Here is a 14,371-nt window from a genome sequence, read left to right on the forward strand (position 1 = left end):
CCTCTTAATTAAAAACAAGTAACAGTCTTAGTTGTTGGCGCATAGGCTCAACATCCTTTGTTCATTTTTCTGCAATAACCTCGTTTTATCACATTGAAACATAAACTTACTAGGGTGCTTTATTTCAATAACCGTATTATATGTTAGAGTATATACTAAATTCTACCACAAGATTTGAATTGGTATATTTTTCTTGATACAATAAAATTATAAGTATGAACGGAGGTGCCCTATGAAAACATCTGATATAATATTCCTGCCATATCCAAAGAAGGTGCAATTTATGGAAGGGAAGAAACTGTTAAAAGACGGAGAGAGAATATCTATTTTATTACTTCAGAAAGAAAAGCTTTTCACAATAGCCAAAAGACTTAAGGATATCATATCAGAACATACACCGATAAAGACACAGATTGTGGTGGGTAAGGCGGGAGACGTAAATTTTAAGCATAGCAGTATTCTTTTGGAAGAAAATTATAAAATCACAATAACCAAGGAATGCATAGATATTGAATATGGTGAATTACAAGGAGCCTTTCATGCTGTGAGCACACTAAAACAGCTAATAGTTCAATGCGGAAGAGACCTGCCCTGTATGATCATAGAGGACGGACCGGATTATAAGAGGAGAGGTCTAATGGTAGATATAAGCAGGAATAAGATACCTACCATGGATACCTTATATAAGATTATAGATTATATGGCTGATGTGAAGCTTAATGAGCTGCAGCTTTATATAGAAGGCTTTTCTTATGCCTATGATAATTTTCCACAGGTATGGAGCAGTGGTACTCCTGTAACAGCTGAAGAAATCATGCTGCTGGACAGATACTGTAAGGACAGGTACATAGATCTGGTGCCAAATCAGAACAGCTTCGGTCATATGGAGCAATGGCTTAACAGAAGAGAGTTTGAACATCTTGCCGATTGTCCGGAAGGCTGCTTGACCCCTTGGGGAACCTTAACCAGGAATACTACCCTTAATCCCCTGGATGAGGGCTCTGTTGAATTAATGAGAAAAATTTATGATGATATACTGCCGCCCTTCACTTCACAATATTTTAATGTAGGCCTTGATGAGCCTTTTGAGTTAGGTCATGGAAAGAGCAAGGCTGAGACAGAAAGATCTGGAGTGGGACGTGTATACTTAGATTACCTTATGAAAATATATAATGAAGTGAAGCTAAGAAATAAGAGAATGATGTTCTGGGGGGACATTATCATAAACTCACCTGAATTAATCCTAGAATTACCCAAGGATATAATTGCCTTGGAATGGGGCTACGAGGCAGAGCATCCTTTCGCAGACCACTGTGAAAAATACAAGGCTGCGGGAATAGACTTTTACGTATGCCCAGGTACAAGCTCCTGGTGTACAATCCTTGGAAGAACGGACAACATGAAGGCTAATATTCTAAATGCAGCGGAAAGTGGCTTGAAAAATGGCGCCATAGGCTTCCTCAATACAGATTGGGGCGATAGGGGACACATTCAGTATCTTCCTGTAAGCTATCCTGGCTACTTCTACGGTGCAGCCTTAAGCTGGTCCTTAGAGGAAAATAGGGATATTAACCTGGAATCCTATTTGAATAGATTTATATTTAAAGACAGGAATGAATTAATGGGAAGTATTGTAATGGACCTTGGAAATTACTATCTGCAGGAGCCTTCAAAAGTATCCAACGCAACTAAGCTCTTTTGGGTACTGAATGGAGATATAAAGGAGCCGGAAAAGTTTGAAGAATCAGATGTTCAAGCCTATAAAAAGGTTGAAGACTATTTGCTTGACTTGTATGAAAAACTGGATAGCACGGATATGCAGTGTGAAGATGAAGCATTGATAATTGAGGAGTTTAAAAATGGTATAAAGTACGTACTTCATGGCGTAAAAAGAGTAAAGCTGATGGTTAATGAAATTGACAACAAAGAGAACTTCCTCCAAGACCTAAAGGATGATATAAGCACCATCATGAAGAAGCATGGTGAGGTATGGCTGAAGAGAAACAGAATTGGAGGATTGGAAGACAGCTTGGAATATATGCGCAAGTTGAGAGAGCAGTACTGTGAGACTAAATAGAATTAAACCTGAAGATGATATATCCACTAGGGACTCCCATGACTTAACGGGAGCCTCTATTATTTTGGCAGAACAATTATAAATAGAAAAAAGAGGCTCTCAGCGGAGCCTCTTTACTTAGTCTTAATTTTCTATGGACAGCTTTAATTTTTCTATTCTCTTCTCATTTACCTTCTCTATTTTAAAGGTCAAGTTTTGGTACTTTATAGTCCTGCTGTCATTGTCCTTGGGAATACTTCCCATAAGGCTTATTATAAATCCCCCGATAGTATCGGTGTTTTCTGATTCCAGTGAAAGGTCAAGGTACTCGTTCAATTCATCTATTGCAAGCATACCGTTTATCAAGTAACTGTTGTTGTCCAATTTTTTTATATCCGGTTCGATTTCATCATACTCATCAAAGATATTACCCATAACCTCTTCTATAAGGTCTTCTATTGTAACAATACCAGAGAAACCGCCATATTCGTCAATCAATATAGCCATGTGATTCTTGGTACTCTGCAATTCTTTAAACAAGTCATCAATATTCTTAGTTTCCGGTACAAAGTATGCCGGTCTAAGCATTTTTCTTATATCAATATTTTCTAAGCCTTTATCCAGAACTTCTGCGTAGAAATCCTTAATATAAAGAATACCGATAATATTATCGGAATCTTCTTCGTATACCGGAATTCTTGAGAAGTTTTCTTCCATAATATCATTTTTTATTTTATTTATAGGTGAGTCTATATTAATCATAAAGACATCTGTTCTCGGAGTCATAACCTCCTTGGCCAGAGTGTCATCAAATTCAAATATTCCGTTAATCATTTCTTTTTCTGTCTCATTGATAACACCATGTTCTTGTCCAACTTCTATTAAGGACTTTATTTCTTCCTTTGAGAATTGTTCCTCAAGATTATCCGTATTTATACCGGAAAGTCTTACAAGGATATTTGTAGATCTGGAAAGAAGCTTTACAAAAGGTGAAGCAAATTTGGACACAAACATAATGGGTGTTACAGCAAACATAGCAATTGTCTCGGATTTTTGAAGTGCTATCCGCTTAGGATAAAGTTCACCAAAAACTAAGGTAATGTAGGAAAGAACAATTGTAATTAGTATTACCGATATTTGTTCACCGTATGGAATACCAATCTTACTTAACAGTTCGTTTAGCTTAACAGATATTCCGGTAGCGGCAGATGCACTGGCAAAGAAACCGGAAAGGGTTATCCCTACCTGTATAGTTGCAAGAAATTTACTAGGTTCATCGGTAAGTTTTTTTAAGGCCTTAGCCTTTTTATTTCCTTCCTCTGCTAGTATGTTTATTTTGCTCTTATTCACTGAAACAACAGCCATCTCGGCAGCAGCGAAAAAAGCATTGACTAATACCAATACAAGAATCAGTAACATACTACTGACTGTATCAGGGTCTGAGTCATTCATTAATGATACCTCCTCAAAAAGTTATAGTAATTTTGAATATACATAATAAATAATACCATAAAAATTCTAACTTTTCAAACTAATAGCCGAAGGGATAATTACATATAAATCCGCATAATATAAGGAAATTATTAGATTTCGTAACAGAGGTTACTGATACTTTAGCCCAAATAGTATATAATTTCATTATAAAAATTATTGGAGGGAATAATAATATGCTGAGGAGAATTGTTGAAATAGATGAGGTTAAGTGTAATGGTTGTGGACTGTGTATAAAAGCCTGTCATGAAGGCGCTATAGAAATGGTTGATGGAAAGGCAAGACTAATAAGCGATATATACTGTGACGGCTTAGGAGATTGTTTGCCAGAGTGTCCTACAGGAGCAATTCAAATAATTGAGAGAGAAGCCTTGGAGTATGATGATGAGGCTGTGCAAAGGCTGAAGCTGGAGAAAAGTAAAAGTAATAAAACTGAGCACAGCTTACCTTGCGGTTGCCCAGGAAGTGCAGCAAGAACAATAGAAAGAAAATCTAATATTTCAATAAAAACACCGGTAAAGGCTGAAGTAAGTCAGAGTACTTCAGAGCTAACCCAGTGGCCTGTCCAAATCAAGCTGATACATCCTCAAGCTCCATACTTAAAGGGGGCAGACCTGCTGGTTGCTGCTGACTGTACTGCCTATGCCTATGCTAACTTCCACAGTGACTTTATTAAAGGCAGAATAACTCTCATTGGATGCCCAAAGCTTGATGATCTAGAGTATTATAAAGAAAAACTTACTGAAATAATTAGAAACAACAATCTTAAGAGTATAACTGTAGTCAGAATGGAGGTGCCATGCTGCGGCGGCATTATAAATGCTGTTAAGAGTGCTATGCTTGAAGCTCAAGTGATTGTCCCTTATTCAGAAGTTACAATCGGTACCGACGGAAGTATTATCAAATAGTAATGAATAATGAGTAATTATGGAGGGATTTTCCCCGCTGTGCTACCGAAAAACTTTAAAGTTATCTTATCAGTTATAATAATTGCAATACCCCTGAAATCTTGAATTTCAGGGGTATTGCAATTATCATAATAGAAGAAATTTATCTCTGATGAATTTCAACCATAATTACTCATTACTTACTGCCGCTGCTTCTAGCAGGGCTTCAAGTTCCGCCGGTGGTACAGGCCGGCTGAAGTAGAAGCCTTGTGCTTCATCACAGGAGTTGTCCTTTAAAAATGAAAGTTGGGTAGGAGTTTCTATGCCTTCTGCAATAACCTTCATTTTTATATCATGGGCTAAGGATATCAGTGAGCGTACTATAGTCTTTTCGGCTGTGTCTTCACCAACCTTATCCATAAAGGACTTGTCTATTTTTATTGAGGTTACGGGAAGCAGTCTTAAAAAGTTTAAGGATGAATATCCCGTTCCAAAGTCATCTAAGAGTACATTTATGCCCATATCTTTTAGGGCAGTGATCAAGGTTAATGTTTGATTCATATCTTTTATGGCAGCACTCTCGGTAATCTCTAATTCAATATTTGAGGGATTGATTCCCGTTTCTTTTATTGAGGATTTTACTACCTGCAGCAGGTTCCTATCCTCTATCTGCTTCGCTGATAGATTTATTGAAATTATTAGATTAGAAAAGCCCTTATCCATCCACTTCCTTAATTGGCTGCAAGATTCCCTAATGACAAATTCACCAATAGGCACAATAAGGCCTGTTTCCTCTGCTTTAGGAATAAATTTCAGTGGAGGAACTATGGTCCCATCTGCTTTTATCCAGCGGACCAAGGCTTCCATTCCAACCAGGGTATTGGTTTTAACGTCCATACGCGGCTGATAATATAACTTAAATTCATTGTTCTTTAGAGCAAGTCTAAGTTCCCGCTCTAAAGTAATTTGCTCCATTGCTATTAAGGACAAATCCGGATTGTATATTTGGTAGGAGTTTTTTCCTGAACTCTTAGCCTGATACATGGCTGTATCGGAGTGTTTTATCAGATCCTCCGAAGTACGGCTGTCTCTGGGATATAAGCAGGCGCCGAGACTGGCTGAAACATAAACCTCAATATCATCTACAATGAAGGGGGTGTTGATTAAGCGAATTAGTCTATCCAGGAACTCTGATAGGCCTATGTCATTATTAACATTTCTTAAAATAAGTACAAACTCATCGCCACCCCAGCGGTAGATAGTACAATTCTTTTCAACCAATAAAGATAATTCAAAGGCCAATTTTTTCAGCAGATTATCACCAAAAGTGTGACTATACATATCATTAATAACTTTAAAGTTATCTAGATCCATAAAAATAACTGCAAACTCCTCTTGGCCCTGGCACAAGTCAGAAAGCTCCTGATAAAGGTTAAATTTATTTGGAAGGCTCGTTAAGCTGTCATAGTATGCAAGCTTGTGAATCTGATCGGACCATTTCTTTTGTTCTGTTATGTCTGTATGGGATCCCACCATCCTCACAGGAGTATTGTTGTCATCCCAGGTGGCAGAGCCTACATCTGACACCCATATATAGGTGTTATCCGCTTTTTTAAGTCTATATTCACACCTGTAACGGTCTGTCTTCTTATTTATGTAGTCTGAGATCTCTTTTTCAAAGACTTCAAGATCCGATGGATGTATGAATTCTTTCCAAGACCCTCGTAACGGCAGTGTAGCCTTTGTGTAGCCTAACATATTAGCCCACTTTTCAGAGTAATAATATGAATCATTTGTTATATCCCAGTCCCATATACCGTCATGAGAACCAAGTAAAGCAAGTTTATATCTTTCTTCGCTTTGCTTTAGTCTATGTTTACTCTGTTGAAGTTCTTCAAATTGAGCTCTCAATTCCTCCTCTGCTGCAACAAGCTCTTGATAGGTATCTTGAAGCTCTTGGTAATTTGCATCCAGACGCTTATTCAATTGTACTTCCTGAAGAGAATCATGTGCTAATTTTTCAATTACTCCACATAAGTGCACCATCAATTTTACTATTGCATCTAGCTTTGAATGCGGTATTACAGGTAACGATCCCGAAGAATTGATATTTTGATGCCTATCAAAGCCATATTCCTCAGCTTTAGCTCCCCAAAAGCCGTTGTCTGCGGCTTCAGAAAAAAATTGACCAAAGTAGAGAGTAGCTAAATACTGGTCTTTTATTTTTATAGGCACTCCCACTTCCATGAGACCTGTTTCATAGCTTGCATAAAAATACTCTTTACCTTCTTTTAGTTCCACAGCTACTTGGTCATTAGTCTGATTATATATACTAAGGGTGCAGGGAGTATTTCCGTGAAAGTTAGTACAAATAGCTCTGCTTCCACTGTCAATAAGTACAGTTCCTTTTGTATCAATGATTTTACAATTTATATTGGTAGCATCATAAAAACTATTAAAAAAGTCTTGCAATTCTTCTATATTAAGAAGGTCAGAAAGATTATATTCCATATAGCACCCCAACCATGACGTATTTTGTCAAATCATGTGTTAATTATATCATGAAGAGCAGGTGTTCTCAACATTTAGAACTTAATAAGGGCCCTTAGGGAGAAACTTTTTTTTACCAATTTTAGGTTTGGATAAAAAATCAAGTGCTGCCATTAAGAAATAACAAAAAAACTCTTGTAATAATAAAAAATAAATAGTATAATAACTTTTGTCGCAGCAAATAAATAAGTTTGTTCACTGATATGAACGTGGAGAGATGTCTGAGTGGTTGAAGGAGCACGCCTGGAAAGCGTGTGTAGGGGAAACTCTACCGGGGGTTCGAATCCCCCTCTCTCCGCCATTTAAACTTTGCCGTGCTAGATGGGGAGATAGCGGTGCCCTGTAACCTGCAATCCGCTGCAGCAGGATTGAATTCCTCACCGAGGCCCTAATTTGTAAGGCCTGGCTTGCAAAAGTGGCGCTGAGAACTGGGTCCCACGCAACGGAAATTCATGAACCCCGTCAGGTCCGGAAGGAAGCAGCGGTAAGTGAACACTTTCGTGTGCCGTGGAACAGCCTGGTTTGAGTTAACTGTGCAGGTAACGCTTATAGGTTAGTGTCAGAGTGAGGTGCACGGTTCAATTAATACTATATAGATTATAACAGGATACTATTTTATAGTATCCTTTTTGTTTATTCATTAAAAGATTTCAAAATGTGTAATTTTATTTTGGTTTCTTTTTCATTTTTCTGTATAATAGAAGTAGCTGAACAATTAAGAATTACGGGGTGAAATAAGTATGGCATACAAGGCATTATATAGAGAGTGGAGGCCTGGAACCTTTGACGATGTAGTTGGCCAACAGCATATAACTGTAACGCTGAAGAATCAAATAAAAAATAATAGAATTGCTCATGCCTATTTATTTTGCGGCACAAGAGGAACCGGTAAAACTTCCACAGCAAAAATCATGGCGAAGGCACTAAACTGTCTTTCCTTGGAACAGGGCGAACCCTGCAACCGCTGTGAAATGTGCAGAAAAATTAACGAAGGGTTATCTATAGACGTTACTGAACTTGATGCTGCTTCAAATAACGGTATTGAAAATATAAGAGATATAATAGAGGATGTTCAGTATCCCCCACAGGAAGCCAAATACAAGGTTTATATAATGGATGAGGTCCATATGCTTTCAACGGGAGCAGTAAATGCCTTCTTAAAGACCCTGGAGGAACCGCCGAAAAATGTGGTTTTCATACTGGCTACCACCGACCCGCAAAAGTTGCCAATAACAATTCTGTCAAGGTGTCAGAGGTTTGATTTCAAGAGAATAAAAAGTGAGGAGATCTTTCAAAGATTAAGAAAAATAGTGGACCAACAAGGGGTTTATGCTGAGGATAGAAGCCTGCAATTAGTTGCCAGGATTTCCGACGGTGCCATGAGAGATTCACTTAGTGTTCTGGATCAAGCCATATCAATGGGTGGCGGCAAGGTGGAGTACGATAACCTTGTAGGAATGCTGGGACTTGTTACAAATGAAAATCTATTGAGACTTACCGATGCCATAATTGAAAAGAATATAGAGAATGCTTTGAGATTAATAGATGACATAGTGTTAAGCGGTAAGGATGTCTATACATTTATAAAGGATTTAATAACCCATCTGAGAAATCTTATGATAGCAAAGGTCAGTAATTCTCCTGAGGACATATTGGATATGTCTTTGGAAAATATTGCTCAAATTACCCAACAGGCTCAGAAGATCCGTGTTGAGGAGATAATGAGGGATATCAGAATCCTTCAGGAGGCAGAAGAACAAGCCAGATGGAGTAAACAGAGCAGAATATATCTGGAGCTTGCAATAATAAAGCTTTGCAAGATAGAGTATGATACTTCCAAGGAAGTGCTGCTGTCTAGGATTAACAGATTGGAGGAGGCTATTAAACAGGGCAGGATAACAGTTACCGCTGAAAAAGCCGCCACTGCTACTAAGCTGCCTGTGCTAAAAGAGGAACACAAGGCTGTTATGGAAGTAAAGCAGCATAGGGAAGAAGAGGTGAATATCCATTCTCAGATAACCTTGGATACCGTTAAAAAGGCTTGGAAGGATATATTGGAAACCTTCAAGGCACGAAGGCAAATGATACTTTATGCTTCTTTAATGACCGGAAAGCCCGTGAAATGCAACAATGGAATTATTGAAGTGTTATATGATCAACAATATGCCTTTAACAAGCAGAGGTTGGAGAAGGAAGAGAACCGCAGAGTGGTGGAGGAAATCTTTTCTGATGCGCTTAGAGAAAAGGTCAGGCTGAGATATATAATAGACGCTCCGGAAAGAAATGATAGATCTCCTGAAGAGATGCTGATAGAAACTTTTGGGGAAGAAGTTGTGGAGATAATTGATGATTGATTTGTAGAACTTTATGCTGTATAGAGAATAGTATATAATATAAAAGATTTCTGTATAGTAATATAATTACAAATGTTATATAATAATAAAGATATCCAAGAAGAAATATAGCGTAAATGCTTAGAGATAGCTTTAAGGAGGTTTTTTTGATGGCAAAAGGTGGATTCCCAGGAATGGGAGGCAATATGGGCAGCTTAATAAAGCAAGCTCAGAAACTTCAACAACAGATGGAAAATATGCAGAAAGAGCTTGAAACTAAAGAGTTTTCAGCCACTGCCGGTGGTGGAGCTGTAAAAGTTGTAGCTAATGGTAAAAAGCAGATTTTAGAGATAAGCATTAAGCCTGAGGTTGTTGACCCCGATGATGTTGAAATGCTTGAAGACTTAATAATGCTAGCATGCAACGAAGCGCTAAAGAAGGCAGAAGAAGAAACTGCCGATGAGATGAGAAAATTAACCGGTGGTATGAACATACCAGGAATGTTTTAAAGAAAGCTGCATTGCAGCTTTCTTTAAGTTTATACTCTTTCATGGGAAGAAGACCTAAATAGAAGGATGTGATAGACATGGATTTCTATCCAGTGTTAATAGAAAAACTAATAGAAGAATTTGCCAAACTTCCCGGTATAGGCCATAAGACTGCTCAAAGGCTTGCTCTTCATACCTTGAACCGTACAAAGGAAGAAGTGCGCGAATTTGCGGAAGTCCTTGTACAGGCCAGGGAAACAATAAAGTATTGTTCCATTTGCGGAAACTACACTGACAAGGATCCGTGTGCAATATGTAGCAATCCAAACAGAGATAAGTCTATTATTTGTGTTGTGGAACAACCAAAGGATGTAATATATATGGAGAGAATAAGGGAGTATAACGGTGTTTATCATGTACTTCATGGAAACATATCGCCTATGGCCGGAAGAGGTCCTGGAGACATCAAGCTGAGAGAACTTATTACCAGAATGAATGGGGAAGTAAAAGAGGTTATTGCAGCTACAAACCCCAATATAGAAGGGGAGGCTACTGCTATGTATATGTCAAAGATATTAAAACCCTTAGGGGTTAAAGTAACCAGAATTGCTCACGGTATCCCGGTGGGTGGAGATCTTGAATATGCCGACGAAGTAACCTTGTCAAAGGCTATGGAAGGAAGAAAAGAAATCTAGGTACAAAGGAGTTTATATCTCCATTAAATAAACTCCTTTCATTTTTCAATGCTGACTTTTAAGATCTAAAATAACTAAAAATAAAATTCGGGATAAATATAAAACATTGGACTGCAGGGGGGAATCAGTTTTTTTCTCAACTATAATATCTGGATGTGATTTAAGAAAATCCTTATTGTAAAAGGAACTATATCTTACAATGCCAAGTCCGTTAGTTATAATACCAAATTTAAAAGCATAGCAGATAAGTCCAAAATAAAATCCTGTTTGAAACGTGTGAATTTAGAAGCATCAGGAACTTTGTTAAACCCGCAGAAGTCCCTTAACTCTTGAGAATATTTAAGAAAAAATAATCAAAAGAGAATCTGTAGTAATAGAGAAAAATTCGCTGTAGAATTAAAGCACGATGCATATCGTAGAGCATATATTTACGCGGTCTTCCAGTAGAAGCGTAAAAATGATTTGTAGAAGAAGTAGGCAATTCAATTTTACCATAAATCAGTGAGAAGTTAGTCTACTTTTTATTAAAAAATATACCGCATTTATGCGGTTTGCTGCGTTTCGCAAACCCCTAATTATTGTTTATCTAAAGAGGAGTAAAACTAATAAATAAACATATGACTCATTATTTTGTCGCAATAAAAAATATTTGAAGCATTTAATTGCGACAAAATGTTTGCTGATGCATTTTGCATTTATTGAAAATAAAGTTGTATTAAGAAATTATTTGAGGAGCGGTGAGAGCATGAAAATTCTTCAGTTGAAAATAACATTAAAAGACGTAAAGCCTCCTGTCTGGAGGAGGGTATTGGTTAGAGACGATATCACGTTTTATAAACTCCACAGGATAATCCAGTATGCGATGGGATGGTTTGAATCCCACCTTTATGAGTTCAGACTGGGAGAAATGATTATTGGGGAAAAAGAGGATAACTGGGACTTTTACGACAGATATGAAGTAAAAAGTGCAAAAAGGGTAAAGTTAAGCAGCATGAAATTTGCACCAAAGGATAAATTCAGATATGTGTATGATTTTGGCGATGACTGGAGGCATGACATTGTTGTAGAGAAGGTGTTTGACCCGGAAGAAGGCGTTGAATATCCAGTATGTATAGGTGGTAAAAGAAACTGTCCTCCTGAAGATGTAGGTGGGCCATGGGGATATGAAAATTTCCTTGAAGCAATACAAGACCCTCAGCATCCAGAGCATGAATTCATGCTTGAGTGGGTGGGAGGTTCTTTTGACCCTGAAGAATTCAGCATAGAAGAAATCAATAATATGTTGAATATCATAAAGTAAAAGCATATATATTTTATGAGACTTTGTATGAAGGAGATAAAGTGATAAAGGAAGTAATGATAGAATGATAAATGAAAAAATAAATACCTGCTGTTGCTGTGGAGGAAAAGAGACACCTAATAAAATAGAAAATCACAATACATGTCCTGTGTGTAAAACATCAGGAGTCAAAGTAAAAAATATTACAGTCAGGCATTTGGTAGATGATACACTGGAAGAAATGGTCGGAAATATGGATTATTATATATGCATGAATGAAGAATGTGATATTGTTTATTATAATCCAGAATCAGGTGTTAAGTTTGATAAGCAGCAAGTGAAAATACCTGTATGGTTTAAAAAAGATGCCAATCCCAAATATGCCTGCTACTGCAGCAAGGTTACAGAGGAACAGGTAATAGATGCTGTAATAAAACATGGTGCAAAAACAGTTAAAGATATTATAGTTTGTATACAAGAGCGGAGAGCATCATTGGAAGATACCATAGTTTAAAATATAAATAAGGCATGCATAAATCTCCCAGATTATGTCAATAATCAAAACATGATATAAATGGGAGGTTTTTTCATGGATAAGGACAACATACTGGAATATGTATTTAATAGCATAGAAGGGTCAAAACAGGAAATGCAGCTGCTTATGGCTATAGATGATGCTGTAAAGCAGATACAAATGGCAAGAGACTTTTTTGAAACGGTAAGTGAGCCCAAGCTAGTAGACTATGCTATTTATATGGAACAGGCGGCCAGGTCAAGGTATGAATTTTTGCTGGCAGAAGCAAAGAGACTAAAAATAAAAACTCAGCACGAAAATATTTTTGCTGAAACAAAATTGGCACTCTAGAAGTTTTGTATAATTTTTAACAATAGTTATTCAATGAATTCTTTATTAAAGATTTAGTAGTAGAAATCATCCATCGGTAATATTAATTATATTATAAGAAATATATTGGATGGAGGTTTTTAAATGGAGTATGCTGCGTACTTTTTAGTGGTAGTGATAATACTTTTCCTTATTGCAAGGAGCTTTTCAGGATCATGGAAACCGTTTAGAACATTGCTTTTAAATTGCCTGTTGGGATTACTCCTGCTTGTGGTAGTAAATTTTATAGGAAGCTACCTGGATTTTTTTATAGGCATAAATGCAGTGACGGTTTTAGTGTCCGGGCTGTGCGGTATTCCGGGCCTTGCCTTTCTGGTAATATTAAAGCTATTTTTGTAACAAGTACATATAATTCATTTAATCTAAGCTTTCCGGAGCGCCCCAATCTTCATAGGTTTTACGGAAAGCTTAGATTTTGTTAGTGGTGTTTTCAGAGATGCTGCTTTACCTAAGCTAAAGTTTGTGAAAATTACTATTATCACTGGAGTATCATTATTGAATAGTCAGAATTTACTGAATGTAAACGCTGTCATTATATTGACACCGTTATCATGCTCTGTTACAATTTTTATTGGAAACTGTAATAACGTGGAAGTTTGTGGAATTTGTTAGTTATTTTTACTGTATTAGGGTGTCTTTCGGATAATGTACTATAACACAAAACATTGTTAAATGTTATACTACAACACTTTAAGTATTAATAAGTACATTAGAAAAATGGACAACTTATTTTTCTAATGGAACAGATAAATAAAAAGGTATATATGAAGTTAATTGTAATGTGAAGGGAGGATATTTTAATGGGAAAGTTAGTAGAAATACGCTGGCATGGTAGAGGTGGACAAGGTGCAAAAACTGCTTCTCTGTTACTTGCTGAAGCTGCTTTTAATACCGGAATGTATATCCAAGGATTTCCGGAGTACGGCCCGGAAAGAATGGGGGCTCCTATAACTGCTTATAACAGATTAAGCACAGCTCCCCTTACTGTTCACAGCAATATTTATGAGCCAGACTATGTAGTGGTTGTTGATGAAACATTGCTGAAAACTGTTGACTGTACAGCAGGGCTTAAGAAAGATGGGGCCATTGTAATAAATACAAAGAAGGCTCCGGAAGAAATAAGAGGTGAGTTAAAGGGTTACCTAGGAAGGGTTTATACAATAGATGCAAGAACCATCTCCGAAGAAACTCTTGGTGCATATTTCCCTAATACACCAATGCTTGCTGCAGTAGTTAAGGTAAGCGGGGTTATACCGCTTGATAGATTTGTTGAGGATATGGAAGATTCCTTTAAGCATAAGTTTGCTTCAAAACCTCATGTTATAGATAAAAACATGGAAGCACTAAAGAGATCTATCCAGGAGGTGAAGGGAATTGAATAAGGAAATATTTGTAAAAATTACATCTGAAACTAAGTGGCATGAAATACCGCTGGGAGGAATTATTGTTGATGCAGGCAATGCTGCAGATTTTAAAACCGGAGACTGGAGATCCATGAGACCGGTATGGGATGAAGAAAGGTGTAAGCATTGTCTGCTTTGCTGGGTAGTTTGTCCTGACATGTCCATAACAGTGGAGAACGGAAAGATGACCGGTTTTGATTATGATCACTGCAAGGGCTGCGGAGTTTGTGTGCAACAATGTAAATTTAAAGCACTAGACTTTGTACCGGAAGAGTAGGAGGGCGG

Annotated in this window: 13 protein-coding genes, 1 tRNA gene, 1 other RNA gene and 1 pseudogene; 13 read left to right on the forward strand and 3 right to left on the reverse strand. The window is 37.3% G+C overall.

Going from position 1 to position 14,371, the window contains the following annotated elements:
• The first annotated feature begins 232 nt into the window (after positions 1-232).
• Positions 233-2,077 (forward strand): beta-N-acetylhexosaminidase, encoded by a 1,845-nt coding sequence (locus tag FHY60_RS00490; RefSeq protein WP_139902158.1) that lies wholly within the window; start codon positions 233-235, stop codon positions 2,075-2,077.
• A 123-nt stretch (positions 2,078-2,200) separates the two neighbouring features.
• On the opposite strand, the gene FHY60_RS00495 is transcribed toward FHY60_RS00490, so the two are convergent.
• Entirely contained in the window at positions 2,201-3,508 is a 1,308-nt protein-coding gene (locus FHY60_RS00495) for a hemolysin family protein (protein ID WP_139902159.1), read from the reverse strand.
• Between the two features lie 215 nt (positions 3,509-3,723).
• Between FHY60_RS00495 and FHY60_RS00500 the strand changes: the two genes are divergently transcribed.
• Positions 3,724-4,455, forward strand: a complete 732-nt coding sequence (locus FHY60_RS00500) for a 4Fe-4S dicluster domain-containing protein (protein WP_139902161.1) — start codon at positions 3,724-3,726, stop codon at positions 4,453-4,455.
• A gap of 168 nt (positions 4,456-4,623) precedes the next feature.
• On the opposite strand, the gene FHY60_RS00505 is transcribed toward FHY60_RS00500, so the two are convergent.
• The gene (locus tag FHY60_RS00505; protein WP_139902163.1) at positions 4,624-6,945 is read right to left on the reverse strand and encodes an EAL domain-containing protein; all 2,322 of its coding nucleotides are present in this window, start codon (positions 6,943-6,945) and stop codon (positions 4,624-4,626) included.
• 250 nt (positions 6,946-7,195) lie between these two features.
• Between FHY60_RS00505 and FHY60_RS00510 the strand changes: the two genes are divergently transcribed.
• The 5 genes from FHY60_RS00510 (at position 7,196) to recR (ending at position 10,500) form a co-directional block, all read left to right on the forward strand.
• Positions 7,196-7,285: transfer RNA gene (locus FHY60_RS00510), tRNA-Ser, on the forward strand.
• Positions 7,286-7,296: 11 nt separating this feature from the next.
• An RNA gene (gene ffs, locus FHY60_RS00515) (signal recognition particle sRNA large type) lies at positions 7,297-7,561 on the forward strand.
• 163 nt (positions 7,562-7,724) lie between these two features.
• On the forward strand, positions 7,725-9,338 hold the full coding sequence (gene dnaX / locus FHY60_RS00520; RefSeq protein ID WP_139902165.1) for a DNA polymerase III subunit gamma/tau: 1,614 nt from the start codon (positions 7,725-7,727) through the stop codon (positions 9,336-9,338).
• Between the two features lie 149 nt (positions 9,339-9,487).
• Complete coding sequence (locus FHY60_RS00525) at positions 9,488-9,826, forward strand: YbaB/EbfC family nucleoid-associated protein (protein ID WP_139902167.1); 339 nt, start codon at positions 9,488-9,490, stop codon at positions 9,824-9,826.
• A 77-nt stretch (positions 9,827-9,903) separates the two neighbouring features.
• On the forward strand, positions 9,904-10,500 hold the full coding sequence (gene recR / locus FHY60_RS00530) for a recombination mediator RecR (protein WP_139902169.1): 597 nt from the start codon (positions 9,904-9,906) through the stop codon (positions 10,498-10,500).
• Between the two features lie 48 nt (positions 10,501-10,548).
• On the opposite strand, the pseudogene FHY60_RS00535 reads toward recR, so the two are convergent.
• Positions 10,549-11,005, reverse strand: a pseudogene (locus FHY60_RS00535) (transposase); the annotation flags it as partial.
• A gap of 177 nt (positions 11,006-11,182) precedes the next feature.
• On the opposite strand from FHY60_RS00535, the gene FHY60_RS00540 reads away from it, so the two are divergent.
• From FHY60_RS00540 to FHY60_RS00565, 6 genes are all read left to right on the forward strand, one after another.
• Entirely contained in the window at positions 11,183-11,800 is a 618-nt protein-coding gene (locus FHY60_RS00540) for a plasmid pRiA4b ORF-3 family protein (RefSeq protein ID WP_139902171.1), read from the forward strand.
• Positions 11,801-11,864: 64 nt separating this feature from the next.
• A complete protein-coding gene (locus FHY60_RS00545) occupies positions 11,865-12,293 on the forward strand; it encodes a Csac_0668 family 2Fe-2S cluster-binding (seleno)protein (protein ID WP_163215914.1) in 429 nt (142 codons plus the stop codon).
• 75 nt (positions 12,294-12,368) lie between these two features.
• Positions 12,369-12,644, forward strand: coding sequence for a DUF2508 family protein (locus FHY60_RS00550; protein ID WP_243122189.1), 276 nt, complete (start codon positions 12,369-12,371; stop codon positions 12,642-12,644).
• A gap of 123 nt (positions 12,645-12,767) precedes the next feature.
• Entirely contained in the window at positions 12,768-13,022 is a 255-nt protein-coding gene (locus tag FHY60_RS00555) for a pro-sigmaK processing inhibitor BofA family protein (RefSeq protein WP_139902172.1), read from the forward strand.
• Between the two features lie 461 nt (positions 13,023-13,483).
• Positions 13,484-14,065, forward strand: a complete 582-nt coding sequence (locus tag FHY60_RS00560; RefSeq protein ID WP_139902174.1) for a 2-oxoacid:acceptor oxidoreductase family protein — start codon at positions 13,484-13,486, stop codon at positions 14,063-14,065.
• Positions 14,058-14,363, forward strand: a complete 306-nt coding sequence (locus tag FHY60_RS00565; protein WP_139902176.1) for a 4Fe-4S binding protein — start codon at positions 14,058-14,060, stop codon at positions 14,361-14,363. Before FHY60_RS00560 ends, FHY60_RS00565 begins: the two co-directional genes overlap by 8 nt.
• Positions 14,364-14,371 lie beyond the last annotated feature (8 nt).

Origin of the sequence: Clostridium thermarum, from assembly GCF_006351925.1 — a bacterium.
Lineage (GTDB): Bacteria > Bacillota > Clostridia > Clostridiales > Clostridiaceae > Clostridium_AU > Clostridium_AU thermarum.

Coding starts and splice junctions, on each gene's coding strand:
- FHY60_RS00560 (WP_139902174.1), top strand. CDS start 13,484: ATGGGAAAGTTAGTAGAAATACGCTGGCATGGTAGAGGTGGACAAGGT.
- FHY60_RS00505 (WP_139902163.1), bottom strand. CDS start 6,945: ATGGAATATAATCTTTCTGACCTTCTTAATATAGAAGAATTGCAAGAC.
- recR (WP_139902169.1), top strand. CDS start 9,904: ATGGATTTCTATCCAGTGTTAATAGAAAAACTAATAGAAGAATTTGCC.
- FHY60_RS00495 (WP_139902159.1), bottom strand. CDS start 3,508: ATGAATGACTCAGACCCTGATACAGTCAGTAGTATGTTACTGATTCTT.
- FHY60_RS00540 (WP_139902171.1), top strand. CDS start 11,183: ATGCATTTTGCATTTATTGAAAATAAAGTTGTATTAAGAAATTATTTG.
- FHY60_RS00545 (WP_163215914.1), top strand. CDS start 11,865: ATGATAAATGAAAAAATAAATACCTGCTGTTGCTGTGGAGGAAAAGAG.
- FHY60_RS00550 (WP_243122189.1), top strand. CDS start 12,369: ATGGATAAGGACAACATACTGGAATATGTATTTAATAGCATAGAAGGG.
- FHY60_RS00555 (WP_139902172.1), top strand. CDS start 12,768: ATGGAGTATGCTGCGTACTTTTTAGTGGTAGTGATAATACTTTTCCTT.
- FHY60_RS00500 (WP_139902161.1), top strand. CDS start 3,724: ATGCTGAGGAGAATTGTTGAAATAGATGAGGTTAAGTGTAATGGTTGT.
- FHY60_RS00525 (WP_139902167.1), top strand. CDS start 9,488: ATGGCAAAAGGTGGATTCCCAGGAATGGGAGGCAATATGGGCAGCTTA.
- FHY60_RS00490 (WP_139902158.1), top strand. CDS start 233: ATGAAAACATCTGATATAATATTCCTGCCATATCCAAAGAAGGTGCAA.
- dnaX (WP_139902165.1), top strand. CDS start 7,725: ATGGCATACAAGGCATTATATAGAGAGTGGAGGCCTGGAACCTTTGAC.